Below are 13,148 nucleotides of genomic sequence, written 5' to 3' on the forward strand. Positions count from 1 at the left end.
CGCGCTTGGGTCTGCGACTGCCCCGTGGAAAGCGGGCCCTTAAGCCTCTTCTGCCGCCTTCTTCTTGGCCGGTGCCTTCTTCGCGGCAGGCTTCTTGGCTGCGGCCTTTTTGGCTGGCGCCTTGGCGGTCGCGGCCTTCTTCTTGGCCGGTGCCTTCTTGCCCTTCTTCTTGGCCGGCGCGGCAGCCGCGCGCGCATCGATGAGCTGAGCCGCTTCCTCCAGCGTCAGCGCATCCGGCGCAACGCTCTTGGGCAAGGTCGCATTGGTGGTGCCGTCGGTGACATAGGGGCCATAGCGGCCTTCCATCAGCTTGATCTCGGCCTCGGTGCGCGGATGTGCGCCCAGAACCTTGAGCGGCTCGGCGGCCTTGCGGGCGCCGCCGCGATTGGCGGCATCGGCCAGCTTGGCGACGGCGGCATTCATGCCGGTCTCGAAAATCTCGACCGTCGAGCCCAGCCGGGCATATTTGCCCTCATGCGCCAGATAGGGACCATAGCGCCCGAGGCTGGCCACGATCGGCTTGCCGGTTTCGGGATGATCGCCAATCGTGCGCGGCAGCGAGAGCAGCTTGACCGCCCAGTCGAGCGTCAGTTCGCCATCCGGCAGATCCTTGGGGATCGAGGCGCGCTTGGCCTCCTTACCATTGCCCATCTCGACATAAGGCCCGAAGCGACCCGACTTGCGCAGGATCGGCTCACCGGTCTCGGGATGCTTGCCAAGCTCTTCCGGCCCGGTATCTGCCTCGCCGCTGCCCCCAGGCTGGCCGAATTTGCGGGTGAACTTGCACTCGGGATAATTGGAGCAGGCGATGAATGCGCCGAAGCGCCCGCCGCGTAGCGACAGGCGCCCGTCAGCGCACAGCGGACAGGCACGCGGATCGCTGCCGTCGGCCCGCTCCGGGAAGAGCATCGGCGCGAGGAATTCGTCCAGCTCAGCGGTGATCTCGGACGGCTTGCGATCCATGATCTCGACCGTCTTGGGCTTGAAGTCGCGCCAGAAGGCTTCCAGCACCGCCTGCCACTGGGCCCGGCCGCCGGAAATCTCGTCCAGCTCATCTTCAAGACCGGCGGTGAACTCATAGGCCACGTAGCGCTCGAAGAAGCGCTCGAGGAAGGCCGTCAGAAGCCGCCCGCTTTCCTCGGCAAAAAACCGGTTCTTCTCGACACGGACATAATCGCGATCCTTGAGCGTCTGGATCGTCGAGGCGTAGGTGGACGGACGCCCGATGCCCAGTTCCTCCAGGCGCTTGACGAGGCTCGCCTCGCTGTAGCGCGGCGGCGGCTGGGTGAAGTGCTGCTCCGCGCGCACATCGCGCTTGGCCGGCTGGTCGCCTGCGGACATGGCGGGCAGCAGCTTGCTGTCCTCATCGGCCACGTCGTCGCGACCTTCCTCATACAGGGCCAGGAAGCCGGGGAAGAGCACGACCTGCCCGGTCGCCCGCAACGCGTGCTGGCCGGTGCCGTCGGTGAACTCGACCGCCGTGCGCTCCAGCCGCGCCGAGGCCATCTGGCTCGCCAGCGCGCGCTTGAAGATCAGATCATAGAGCTTGGCATGAACGCCCGAGCCCACGCTCTCGCGCGTGAATTCCGTCGGGCGGATCGCTTCGTGCGCTTCCTGCGCATTTTTCGCCTTGGTCTGGTACATGCGCGGCTTGTCCGGCAGATAGCCGCCGTCATAGCGGTCCGCGATGGCCTTGCGCGCGGCGGAAATGGCACTGCCATCCATCTGCACGCCGTCGGTCCGCATATAGGTGATCGCGCCGTCTTCGTAGAGTTGCTGGGCAACGCGCATGGTTTCGTTGGCTGAGAGACCAAGCTTGCGCGCGGCCTCCTGCTGCAACGTGGAGGTGGTGAAGGGCGGCGGTGGATTGCGGGTGGCCGGCTTGGTCTCGACCGAGGCGACCGTGAAGCGCCCGGCCTCCACATCAGCCTTGGCGGCCTTGGCATCGCCTTCCTTGCCGATGGTCAGACGGTCGATCTTCTCGCCGCGCCAGCGCACCAACCGCGCCTCGAAGCTCTGCCCGGCCTGCTCCAGATCGGCCGTGACGGACCAATATTCCTGCGGCGTGAACGCCTCGATCTCGCGCTCGCGCTCGACGATGATGCGCAACGCAACCGACTGAACGCGCCCGGCGGACTTGGCGCCGGGCAGCTTGCGCCACAGCACCGGCGAAAGGGTGAAGCCGACCAGATAATCCAGTGCGCGACGGGCGCGATAGGCATCGATCAAATCTTCATCGAGCGCGCGCGGCGCCTTCATGGCCTCGGTCACGGCGGCCTTGGTGATGGCATTGAATGTCACGCGATCGACCAGCTTGGGCAGCGCCTTCTTGTTGCGCAGCACTTCCTGCACGTGCCAGCTGATCGCCTCGCCCTCGCGATCAGGGTCAGTCGCGAGGATCAGACGGTCGGCCTTCTTGGCCTCGTCCGTGATCGCCTTGAGCTGGCGCGCCTTGTCGCCATAATTCTCCCAGGCCATCGAGAAGCCATCGTCCGGATCGACCGAGCCATCCTTGGCAGGCAAATCTCGAACATGGCCGTAGGACGCCAACACCCGGAAGTCGCCTCCCAGATATTTTTCGATGGTCTTGGCCTTGGCCGGTGATTCGACGATGACGAGTTGCATAGAGTTCCGCTAACGATCCTTACGTGTACGCGCGAGTCTGGAAACGGCTCGGCCGCAACGTCAAGCGAAATGCTTACGCGTCGGCATCGGGCTTATCGGCTGCGACATGACGGCGGTGCCACGTCGCCTGCCGCCAGATATAGATCAGCACGATCAACAGGATGATGCCGGTCGACAGCGGCCCGAGGAACTGCTCGATATTGCTGAACCGCCGCCCAAGGACCCAACCGGCAATCGCCAGGCCGGAGCTCCATGCAGCGGTGCCGACCGTCGACCACACGAAAAAGCGGACCAGCCGCATCCGCAGAACGCCGGCGGGAATGGAAATGACCGAGCGAATGGTTGGGAGGACCCGGCCGACCATCACGATCGGCCCGCCAAAGCGCCGAAACAGGCCCTGCGCGCGCTCCACCTCGGGCCAGTCGAGCGTCAGCCAGCGGCCGTATCGCTCGATGAGGGGGCGGAAGCGATGCAGGCCGATCATCCGCGCCAGCGCATACCAGAACAGATTGCCGACCATCGCGCCCGCCGTGCCGGCCAGGATCACGCCGCCCAGCCCCATGCCACCCCGCGCGGCGAGCACGCCCGCGACCGGCATGATCACTTCCGATGGGATAGGGGGGAACACGGTCTCCAGAAGCATGAGCAGGAAGACGCCGAACAGGCCGGTGCTCTCCACGATATCAAACACCCAATCCTGCATTGAAAACTCCAGTCCAGCGCGCGTTAGCGTTAGAAGACGGGCGGATCTGCAACCCGCAGACCCGCCCTGCCCCAACACCCATCAGCGCAAATAGTTGATGATCGCATAAACGCCGATGGCGCAGAGCAGAACAATTATCGCTATCACCGTGTAGCCGAAGGGCGAAATTCGCTCGATATGATCCTTGTAGAAGCGCTCATAGCCGGGCCGCAGATCATCGCGAGCGGACAGCATCGCGACCTCATAGGAGGAGGCCTCCTTGCGATACCAGTGGAGAAGACGCTTCAAATCGTCCTCGCTCAGGTCAGGATATGCGGCGATCAAGGCGTCGATGCGCGCCTGCGCAGCGACATCCCCGGAGTCGGGGGTCGTCAGATGTTTCATGATAATTGTCCGAAGTTCGGGTGAGATAGGGCGCCGAGAAGGCGCGATTACCGAGCTTCAGACAGAGGGAGGTGGGCGTGGGCCTCGATTGCGGCGCGCCGCCTGATCGTGGGTTGGGTCTGCGCGGCCCAGCCGCGGCAAGAATTCCGGGACCGCCACTGTGCGCCCTGCTGCCACGACATCGGGCGCATAAGGGAGCGGCGGCAGCGTGTGAGGCAGCCCCGTCTTGGCAAACTCGCTCCGCCCCGGCGGAACCAGCGCGACGTCGACGGTCGAAGCGCTGAAAGCCGAGCCGTTGCGCGGCTGGAATGTCGCGGCACCGTCGGGCCATGCCTGCACCGCGATGAGCGCAAGGAGCAACAAGGATAGCAGCCGGCGCATCATCGCGCCGGGCAGTCCTCGCCCCTGCCAGGCGGGCGGCGTGTCAGGCGATGCCACCTCAGGCAAAGCTCACCCGTCCCCCGGCATGGCGCTGCAGACGACCGGCAATCTCAAGCTCCAGCAGCGCCGTCTGCACGCTCGCCGGTGCTAAGCCGCTCTGCCGGATCAGTTCGTCAACCGCCACCGGGCTGAGGCTGAGCAAGCCCGTCACGCGCTGCCGTTCCGCCTCCCCCAGATCGTCAGATGGCGGCTGCGACAGGAAGTCGCGCTGCCCCGAGCGCAGCGCGCGCGGATCGAGCGACGCGATCGCCTCCACCACATCCTGCGCGCTTTGCACCAGCGTGGCGCCGTCGCGAATGAGGGCATTACAGCCATGGGCGCGCGGATCGGCCGGAAAGCCGGGCACGGCCATCACCTCCCGCCCCTCCTCGCCCGCCAGCCGCGCAGTCAGCAGCGAGCCCGAGCGCGGCGCAGCCTCCACCACCACCGTACCCAGGCTCATCCAGGCGATGATCCGGTTGCGGGCGGGAAAGTGGCGGGCAAGCGGCTCAGCGCCGGGCGGCAGCTCGGTGAGCAGCAGGCCCTCGCGGGCAATGCGCTCCTGCAGATCGGCATTTTCCGGAGGGAAATTGACATCGATGCCAGACCCGATGACCGCAACGGTCCGCGTGATCCCTGCCCCCTGATGCGCGGCAGTATCGATGCCGCGTGCGAGACCGGAGACCACGACGATGCCGGCCGCGCGCAGGGCATGGGCCAGTTCTCGCGCAAATCGGCAGGCTGCAGCGGAGGCATTGCGCGCACCGACAATGGCGACACAGCGCTCGACGCCCAGCGCCGCGTCACCCCGGGCGATGAGTACCGGCGGCGCACCTTCGGCCTGGCCGAGCAGAGCCGGGTAATCCGCCTCGCCCAGAAACAGATAATGCGCCCCCAGCCGCTCGACCTGCGCGATCTCGGCATCGACGCTGTGGCGGTCACAGGGCTTGAAGCGGCGGTTTCCCCCGCGCGAGGCGAGATCGGGGAGCGCCTCCAGAGCGCGGCCCGCCGTGCCGAAGCGGGCCAGCAGCTGCCGATAGGCGACCGGGCCGATATTCGGCGTCCGGATGAGCCGCAGGCGATCGTACCGATCTGCGTAGAGCGACGTCATGCGGCGCGGGAGCGTCCCACGCGCGGTTCCTCCCCGCGCAGCAGGCGCGCGATGTTCAACCGATGCCGCCACAGCACCACGAGCGCCATGCCGGCGATGGGCGCCGCAAGATCGGGCCGGCCGATCAGCAGCGCCGCCACCGGCGCACTGATGGCCGCGCTCATGCCGCCCACCGAACTGATCCGAAACAGGGCCAGCGCGGCCAACCAGACCGTCGCAAAGACCAGCCCGACGATCCAGGACAGCGCCAAACACACGCCCAGCATCGTCGCCACGCCCTTGCCGCCGCGAAACCGCAGCCAGACCGGATAGCAATGCCCCACAAAGGCCATGACGCCGCCAATGGTGGCGCCGCTCAGGGCCATATCACCGACCGGCATCAGCCACGCGCCGACCATCGCCGCGACGGCGCCTTTCGCGCCATCCAGCAGGAGCGTCGCAGCCGCGAGGCCCTTGCGCCCGGTGCGCAGCACATTGGTCGCGCCGATATTGCCGGAGCCGATCGCGCGCAGGTCCCCTGCCCCAGCCAGCCGCGTAAGGATGATGCCGAAGGGGATGGACCCCAGAAGATAGCCGACAAGCGCGACAAGGGCCGGCAACTGCCATTGCATGGGAATTCTGCTCCTGTTTCGCCGGTGACCTTTGCGCAGCAGCGGGCGATCTTGCAAGCAGGGATCGCGTGCGGGTGCCCGGCGGGTGGCGCGGACGGGCCCATCGCATGACTTTAATTTGCAACATTTCTGTCATCGATCCATCACAGGATCATGGCAGCGCAACCCGAGATGAAGACAATCGCGGTGTTCAGCCTCAAGGGAGGCGTCGGCAAATCCACCTTTGCCGTTAATCTGGCATGGGCCTCGGCAAGCCTCTCTGCGCGACGGACATTGCTGTGGGACCTCGACCCGCAAGGCGCCGCGACCTGGCTCCTGGCCGCGCAGACGGAAACGCGCGACGCCGCCCGCGCCGTCTTTGCGCGGCAACTCGAACCCGAGGACATCTGCCAGCCCACCGCGATCCCGGGCCTCGATCTCTTGGCCGCCGACATGTCTCTTCACGGTCTGGAGCGGCTGCTCTTCGATCTGGGCAAGAAGCGCCGGTTGGCGAAGCTCCTCTCGGGCCTCGCGCAGCGTTATGACCGTGTTATCCTGGATTGCCCGCCCGGCCTCACCGAGACGGCCGAGCAGGTGCTACGGGGCGCAGATCTTGTCGTGGCTCCCGTGATCCCCTCACCGCTCGCCCGCAAATCACTCGATGATCTGGCCAGCATCCTGATCCGGCGCGGCGGATGGCATCCCCCGATCCTGCCGGTGTTCTCGATGGTGGACCGGCGGCGCAAGCTCCATGCCGAGGCGCTCGAAGCCCATCCAGACTGGCCGATCGTCAGCTACTCCAGCCTTGTCGAGCAGATGGGCTTCCGGCGTGCGCCGCTCGCCACTTATGCCGCCCAGAGCCAGCCGGCCGAGCAATTTGCGACGATCTGGCAAGCCATCGAGCGCCGTCTCGCCAAAGGGTGAGGCGAAAGGATTAGGCGACCTGCGTCGCCGAGCGGCCGAACAGGCCGATGCTCTCTTCTCGCGACATGGGCCGGCCGAAATAATAGCCCTGAATCTTCGAGCATCCCAGCGCCCGGATGATGTCATATTCCCCTTCGGTTTCTACACCCTCGGCGGTGGTCTCCAACCCAAGGCTGGTGGCCATCGCCACCACCGCGTTGATGATGGCGAGGCTCTCACGCTGGCCGCGAGCGGCGCCGTGAATGAAGCTTTGATCGACCTTGATGGTGTCAAACCGTGCGCGGGAGAGATAGCCGAGCGACGAGTAGCCCGTTCCGAAATCGTCCAGCGAAAGCCGGATGCCCATTTTCGCCAACCGATCGAGCGCTTGGGACGCGCCGGTCTCCTCCTGCATGAAGACGCTCTCGGTCACCTCCAGCTCCAACCGGCTGGCTGGAAGCCCGGACTGCGCCAGAGCTGCGCTGATCTGCGGGACGATCTCGGGATCGCACAGTTGCTGGGCCGACACATTGACCGAGAGGCTCACCGCGTCCGGCCAATGACAGGCGGTCTTGCATGCCGTCTCCAGCACCCAAGCGCCAAGGCGGGAGATCAGCCTTGTATCCTCGGCGATAGGAATGAAGCGGTTGGGCGGAATCGGCCCGAGCTGGGGGTGTGTCCACCGGCACAGTGCCTCGAAGCCGATGACGTGGCGGGAGCGCGCATTGACGATGGGCTGGTAGACCAGATGGAATTCACCGGCCTCGATCGCATTGCGCAACGCCAGTTCGAGATTGCGGCGCTCCTCCGCGTCGGCGTGCATCGATGCCGTAAAGCGCAGATGCTTGCCGCGCCCTGCCTCCTTGGCGCGATACATGGCCAGATCCGCACTGCGCATCAGCATGTCCGCATCCGTGCCGTCCTGCGGTGCCATGGCCGAGCCGATGCTGGCGCCGATGAACAGCGTCTGCCCATCAAGCACATAGGGTCTGGACACGACCTCGATGATCGCGCTCGCCAGCCGGTCGACATAGATGGGATCGGCCACCTCGCGCACGACTACGGCAAACTCATCGCCGCCGAGCCGCCCGCAGACTTCGTTGAGCGAGCAGACGCCGCGCAACCGTTCAGCAACCTGCGCCAGAAGCTGGTCGCCGACATGGTGGCCCAACGTATCGTTGACTGATTTGAACCGATCGAGATCGATCATCATGAAGGCGCACCGCGTCTGCCACGTCTGCGTGTCTTCGACGGATTTAGCCAGTTCCTCGCCCAGATTGAGGCGGTTGGGAAGATTGGTGAGCGTATCCAGCCGGGCAAGCTGCGAAATGCGCTCGTTCGTCTCCTTCTGCACCGTGATGTCGGAGCCGACGCCGCGAAAGCCCAGGAAATTGCCGACCTCATCCAGCCTGGGAGATGCGGACAATGACCACCAGCGCCGCACACCGTCGACCGTGCCGGACAGGCACAGGTCGGAAAATGACACCCGGTCCTTGAGCTTCTCCGCCAGCACATGAAGGGTTGGGTCGAAGTCCCCATTCGTCCAGGTCGATCCCGCCAGCACCTGAAGGATGGACTGGCCGTCCACCTCTTCCACCGTCTTGCCGAGCATCCGCGCAAAGGCCGGGGAAACCCCGGTCAGACGCCGGGCGGGGTCGGTCTGCCACAGCACATCGGCCCCGTCGCGATCATGCTCGCGCAGCAGGAGACTGACGACCTCCCGCTTTTCGGCCAGCGCCTTGCTGGTCGAGACCTGCACGCCGAACTGGTGCGCCTGCCAGAGGCTTGTCGCCAAAGCGAGCAGAGCATAGATCGCCACTACGCCCGCCAGAAAGGGATCGGCATGGCGGAGCATCATCCAGACGGTGCCCGTGCCGATCGAGAGGATGAAGCCACTGGCGGACAAGGGAGTCGACTGGAACGAAATGGCCACCGACGCCATCAGGCAGCAGGCGATGGTCCAGAATGTGACCACTTCTTCCGGCCTGGCCTCACCGGTGAAGAGCACCATTGCGGCGACCCATATGGCGCCCTGCAGCCAGCAGATCGCGCCATGTCGCAACAATGCGGCCCGCGTCGCATCGGCATAATCCGACGCCACATTGACCCGGCGTAACCGCAGCAACTGCGCTTGTGAAATACCGAGCACCAACATCCAGACAACGAACATCCAGATATTGATATGGTTGTAAAACCGCGCGCCCACGAGCATGGCAGAGATGGCCGTGATCGTGGTGAAGAGCCCCAGCATCCGGTCTGCGGAGCGCATCTGGCTCCCGCATACAAGGCGCCCCTGCGCCCCGGGAAGCGGGCGGAATCCGCACAACAAGCCGAGCGAAACGACTTCCGTGGCGGGCGCTGCGCGCTGGTCTGGGACGGTTGAACGCTTGGTCACGGCGCGGTCATATCGCGCTCAGGTTATCAACCCGTAAGCAAGCGCTCGCAGTCTTTTACCGCGTCAACCGCCCCGATCAGGCCGCGATGTCATAGGGCACGATTTCCCCGGTCAAATACAGGGTCCGCGCCTTCGAGCGGCTGAGTTTGCCCGAGCTGGTGCGCGGCAGCGAGCGCGGCGGTACCAGTTCAACCACGCAGTTCATGCCGGTGATCGAACGGACGCGCTCGCGAATCTCTTCCCGCAGCCGTGCGCGCTCGACATTGTCGGAGACGCGGCAATGCACGAGGACGGCGGGTGCTTCCTCGCCCCCAGCGGTGGTGATGGCGAAGGCGGCAATGTCCCCCTGCTTGAAGCCGGGTAGCTGCTCCACCGCCCACTCGATATCCTGCGGCCAGTGATTCTTGCCGTTGATGATGATCATGTCCTTGGCGCGGCCGACAATGTACAGATAGCCATCCGAGAGATAGCCCATGTCGCCGGTGTCCAGCCAACCATCGGCCATGCAGGCATCGGTCGATTCCTGATCGCGGAAATAACCGACCATGAGCGAGGGACCGGTCGTCCACACCTTGCCGATGGTCCGCTCGGGCAGCGGGCCGCCGAATTCGTCGCGGATTTCGACAGTCATGCCCATCACCGGCTTGCCGCAATTGACGATCGCGCGGAAGCGCTGCGGGCGATCCTCTACGGCATGGCCGCCGGACAGTTCGGTTTCCTCGACCAGCTCCACCATGATGCCTTCACCCGGTGGCATGATGGTTACGGCCAGCGTCGCTTCAGCCAGGCCATAGCTCGGCAGGAAGGCCTTCGGCGAGAAGCCCGCTTCCGCAAAGGCATCCACGAACTGCTGCATCACATCCGGGCGGATCATGTCCGCGCCGTTACCGGCCAAGCGCCAGCGCGACAGGTCGAAGCGCTCGGATGCCCGCGTCTGGCTGGACATGCGACGGGCGCAGATATCGTAACCGAACGTGGGCGAATAGCTGATCGCGGTGCCCTGATGGCGCGAGATCATATCCAGCCACGCCAGCGGCCGGCGCGCGAAATCCTCGGTCTTGAGGTAATCGGTTGAGACCTGATTGGCGACGACCGACAGGAAGCAGCCGACCAGACCCATGTCATGATACCAGGGCAGCCAGCTGATGCAGCGGTCGCTCGCGATCAGCTCCATGCCGTGACTATGGGCGGCGAGATTGCTGAGCAGCGCCTTGTGCGTCACCGCCACGCCATGCGGAAATCGCGTCGATCCACTGGAATATTGCAGATAGCAGATGTCGTCCGGACCCGCCTGCGGCAGCGCACAGGCCGCGACCGGTGCCGCGAGGAAATCATCGAAGCTGAGCGGCTCCACGCCCTTGCGGCGCGCGGCCTCACCGGCCATCTCGCTCAGCTCGGCGGGGAAGAGCAGCATGATCGGGTCGCAGCTGTCGAGCTGGACGCAAAGCTGGTCGATATAGCTTTCCTTGCCGCCGAAGCTGGTGGGCAACGGTAGCGGCACAGGCCAGGCACCGGCATAGACAATGCCGAAGAACAATTGGGCGAACTCGGGGCCGGTCTCGGCGATCAGGGCGATCCGCTGCTGGGGCTGGACACCCCGCGCAATCAACCGATAGGCGCAGGCCAGTGCATCGCCGCGCATTTCCGAAAAGGGATAAGGACGCGCAAGATTGCCGCGGGCATCGTGAAAGTTAACTCCACGAACACCCTGCGCCGCATAATCAAGCGCGGCACCCAAAGTATCGAAATCGGCAAAGCGCCGCTCAAGCCGATCTTCCGTCGGTGTTGGCTGCATCTTAAATGACCCTTCTTTTTCCGCCAGATATCATCCCCTTAAGTCAAGGCATGGCGGCTGTTCTCTTGCGTCTACGCCTGGCTGGCTTGCGCTTGTCTGAACCGAAAAGCCGCATTCTATGCCTGGCCCTACCCCGTTCTTGCGCGAGTTAGGCGCGTTTACTTTAAGACAGGGAGTGTGGCACAAAAATGGCGCATGACGCCGCGCCCGCAAAAATCGCCGCCAAAACCGCTTGTCGAAGCGAGCCTTGAGGCGCTGGCCATCCACTATGTCGGGCGCTTCGCCACCAGCCGGGGCCGACTCGCTGCCTATCTTGCGCGCAAGCTGCGCGAGCGTGGCTGGGCCGGCGATGCCCCGCCGCCGACCGAGCGGATTACGCAGAAGCTGGTCGATCTCGGCTATGTGGACGACCGGGCCTATGCCGAGATGAAATCCGGGGCGATGCAGCGGCGGGGCCTCGGGCAACGCCGCATCGCGCAGACGCTGCGGCATGACGGGATCGACGAGACGACATCCGAGCAGGCCGCCCCCGACGCTGCCGCGCAATGGGATGCGGCCGAGCGCCTCGCCCGCCGCAAACGAATCGGGCCGTTCGCGGCCGAGCCGGCCGACCGGCCGTTGCGGGAAAAGCAGATCGCGACCTTTTTGCGGGCGGGGCACAGCATGCAGACCGCCCGCAATTGGATCGAAAGCGCGCCGGGCGAGTTGCCCGAGCGACCGGAGACCCTGTCAGCAGAGGATTGGGAATGACGAAGAGGCGGCGGATCGGGCGTGGTCTGAACATCGGCGCGCTGGCGACAGCGCTCGCACTGTCCGCCTGCCATGCAGCGCCGGAGGACAGCGCCAACACCTCAGCGGTTGCCAATAGCGCGGCCCTGCCCGCTGGCAGCACCGAAGTTCGCATTCGCACGTCCAGCGGCCAGACTCATCGCTTCGTCGCGGAACTGGCGGCGGACAAGGAGGCCCAGCAGCACGGCCTGATGGGCCGCGAGACGCTGGCCGACGATGCCGGCATGATCTTTCCCTTCGCCTATCCCAACATGGCATCCTTCTGGATGAAGGACACGCGCGTTCCGCTGGACCTGTTGTTCATCCGCACCGACGGCACGATTGCCGACATTCTGGAGGGTGAGCCGAACAGCCTCCGCCCGCTAGCGGCGAACGAGCCGGTGACGGCGGTGCTGGAAATCCGGCAGGGACGTGCAGAGGCGCTCGGCATCGACAAGGGCGACCGGATCGAATGGGGCGATTGCGCCACGGATGCAGGCGCCGGTGCCGGTCGCGCGCCCGTGTGGCGAGCGGATCGCTTCTGCCCCTCGTCGCAGCGCTGAGCGCACTTCATTCGATTCCACGTTGCCAATCCCCCGTGAGTGCGGCTAAGCGCTCTGGCCATGGGACTGCTCGGCAAGATCTTCACCTGGTGGGACGGCGCCACCATCGGCACCTCGCTGTTCACTTCGCGCAAAGGCACGAAAGTGGGCGAGGACCATCAGGGTAATGTCTATTATGAAGGCGGCACGGACCCTAATCGCCTCACGCGCCGCTGGGTGATTTACAAGGGCGCCAATGATGCCAGCCGCGTGCCTGCAGAATGGCATGGCTGGCTGCATCACAGCATCGACGGCACGCCTGAGAGCCATTTGCCGCCGCCCCGCATCTGGGAAACCGAATTCACGCCCAACCAGACGGGCACGCCGCAGGCCCATCTGCCTTCCGGCGCCATCGCTGCCGGCGGTCGCCGCCAGATGGCGACGGGCGATTACGAAGCCTGGACGCCGAATACGTGACGATTCTCCGGTCCGCGCGGCCGGGCCGATGGTTGCTCGCGCTCGGCATCATTGGACCGCTAACGGCCTGCGGAGACCCCGAGGCTGCCCGCAATGTCGCCGTCGTGCCGGAAGAGCGCACGCAGGACGAGCGCCCCGTGAAGGTCGAGACCGGCCTGCCCGGCACGCCGATGGCAGAGCGCGTCGCGGAGATCGGTCTGCTCAACAAGCGCAACGGCATCACCCAGAAATTCACGATGAAGCCGGGCGTGGCGTTGCGCTCAGGCAATGCCATCATCCGCCTGCGCGCCTGCGAAACCACCGCGCCATGGGAAATGGACAAGGAAACCGGCGCATTCGTGCAGCTCGACGTGCTCGAAAGCCGCGACAACAAATGGCACCGCACCTTCTCCGGCTGGCTGTTCAAGGAACGGCCTGACCGCAATGTGGTGCTGC

Annotated in this window: 12 protein-coding genes and 1 pseudogene; 5 read left to right on the forward strand and 8 right to left on the reverse strand. The window is 65.2% G+C overall.

The annotated features are described in order from the left end of the window. Window positions 1–39 precede the first annotated feature (39 nt). The 6 genes from topA to plsY form a co-directional block, all read right to left on the reverse strand. Window positions 40–2,625, reverse strand: coding sequence for a type I DNA topoisomerase (gene topA / locus M2333_RS06150; protein WP_264572676.1), 2,586 nt, complete (start codon window positions 2,623–2,625; stop codon window positions 40–42). Window positions 2,626–2,698: 73 nt separating this feature from the next. Beyond that, on the reverse strand, window positions 2,699–3,328 hold the full coding sequence (locus tag M2333_RS06155) for a DedA family protein (protein ID WP_264611180.1): 630 nt from the start codon (window positions 3,326–3,328) through the stop codon (window positions 2,699–2,701). Between the two features lie 81 nt (window positions 3,329–3,409). After that, window positions 3,410–3,712 carry a hypothetical protein gene (locus tag M2333_RS06160; protein ID WP_264611181.1) on the reverse strand — a complete coding sequence of 101 codons (303 nt, stop codon included), beginning with the start codon at window positions 3,710–3,712 and terminating at the stop codon, window positions 3,410–3,412. A gap of 57 nt (window positions 3,713–3,769) precedes the next feature. Next, window positions 3,770–4,150, reverse strand: a complete 381-nt coding sequence (locus tag M2333_RS06165; RefSeq protein ID WP_264611182.1) for a hypothetical protein — start codon at window positions 4,148–4,150, stop codon at window positions 3,770–3,772. A 1-nt stretch (window position 4,151) separates the two neighbouring features. Then, window positions 4,152–5,243 (reverse strand): DNA-processing protein DprA, encoded by a 1,092-nt coding sequence (gene dprA / locus M2333_RS06170; RefSeq protein ID WP_264611183.1) that lies wholly within the window; start codon window positions 5,241–5,243, stop codon window positions 4,152–4,154. Continuing rightward, the gene (gene plsY / locus M2333_RS06175) at window positions 5,240–5,854 is read right to left on the reverse strand and encodes a glycerol-3-phosphate 1-O-acyltransferase PlsY (RefSeq protein ID WP_264611184.1); all 615 of its coding nucleotides are present in this window, start codon (window positions 5,852–5,854) and stop codon (window positions 5,240–5,242) included. Before plsY ends, dprA begins: the two co-directional genes overlap by 4 nt. A 153-nt stretch (window positions 5,855–6,007) precedes the next feature. Here plsY and M2333_RS06180 point away from each other — a divergent pair, with 153 nt between their 5' ends. Then, entirely contained in the window at window positions 6,008–6,757 is a 750-nt protein-coding gene (locus tag M2333_RS06180) for a ParA family protein (protein ID WP_181559492.1), read from the forward strand. Between the two features lie 10 nt (window positions 6,758–6,767). On the opposite strand, the gene M2333_RS06185 is transcribed toward M2333_RS06180, so the two are convergent. Both M2333_RS06185 and M2333_RS06190 read right to left on the reverse strand, forming a co-directional pair. After that, the gene (locus tag M2333_RS06185) at window positions 6,768–9,005 is read right to left on the reverse strand and encodes a putative bifunctional diguanylate cyclase/phosphodiesterase (protein WP_264611185.1); all 2,238 of its coding nucleotides are present in this window, start codon (window positions 9,003–9,005) and stop codon (window positions 6,768–6,770) included. 202 nt (window positions 9,006–9,207) lie between these two features. Further along, the gene (locus M2333_RS06190; RefSeq protein WP_264584917.1) at window positions 9,208–10,926 is read right to left on the reverse strand and encodes a fatty acyl-AMP ligase; all 1,719 of its coding nucleotides are present in this window, start codon (window positions 10,924–10,926) and stop codon (window positions 9,208–9,210) included. A gap of 195 nt (window positions 10,927–11,121) precedes the next feature. Here M2333_RS06190 and M2333_RS06195 point away from each other — a divergent pair, with 195 nt between their 5' ends. From M2333_RS06195 to M2333_RS06210, 4 genes and pseudogenes are all read left to right on the forward strand, one after another. Then, window positions 11,122–11,676 (forward strand): regulatory protein RecX, encoded by a 555-nt coding sequence (locus M2333_RS06195; protein ID WP_264611186.1) that lies wholly within the window; start codon window positions 11,122–11,124, stop codon window positions 11,674–11,676. After that, window positions 11,673–12,257 (forward strand): DUF192 domain-containing protein, encoded by a 585-nt coding sequence (locus tag M2333_RS06200; RefSeq protein WP_264611187.1) that lies wholly within the window; start codon window positions 11,673–11,675, stop codon window positions 12,255–12,257. The genes M2333_RS06195 and M2333_RS06200 overlap by 4 nt, the downstream gene beginning before the upstream one ends. Before the next feature lie 60 nt (window positions 12,258–12,317). Then, window positions 12,318–12,713 carry an NADH:ubiquinone oxidoreductase subunit NDUFA12 gene (locus M2333_RS06205; protein WP_264612578.1) on the forward strand — a complete coding sequence of 132 codons (396 nt, stop codon included), beginning with the start codon at window positions 12,318–12,320 and terminating at the stop codon, window positions 12,711–12,713. Between the two features lie 236 nt (window positions 12,714–12,949). Continuing rightward, a pseudogene (locus M2333_RS06210) lies at window positions 12,950–13,120 on the forward strand (DUF2155 domain-containing protein); the annotation flags it as partial. Between the last annotated feature and the right edge of the window lie 28 nt (window positions 13,121–13,148).

Origin of the sequence: Sphingobium sp. B11D3B (genome assembly GCF_025961735.1) — a bacterium.
In the GTDB taxonomy this organism is placed as follows: Bacteria; Pseudomonadota; Alphaproteobacteria; order Sphingomonadales; family Sphingomonadaceae; genus Sphingobium.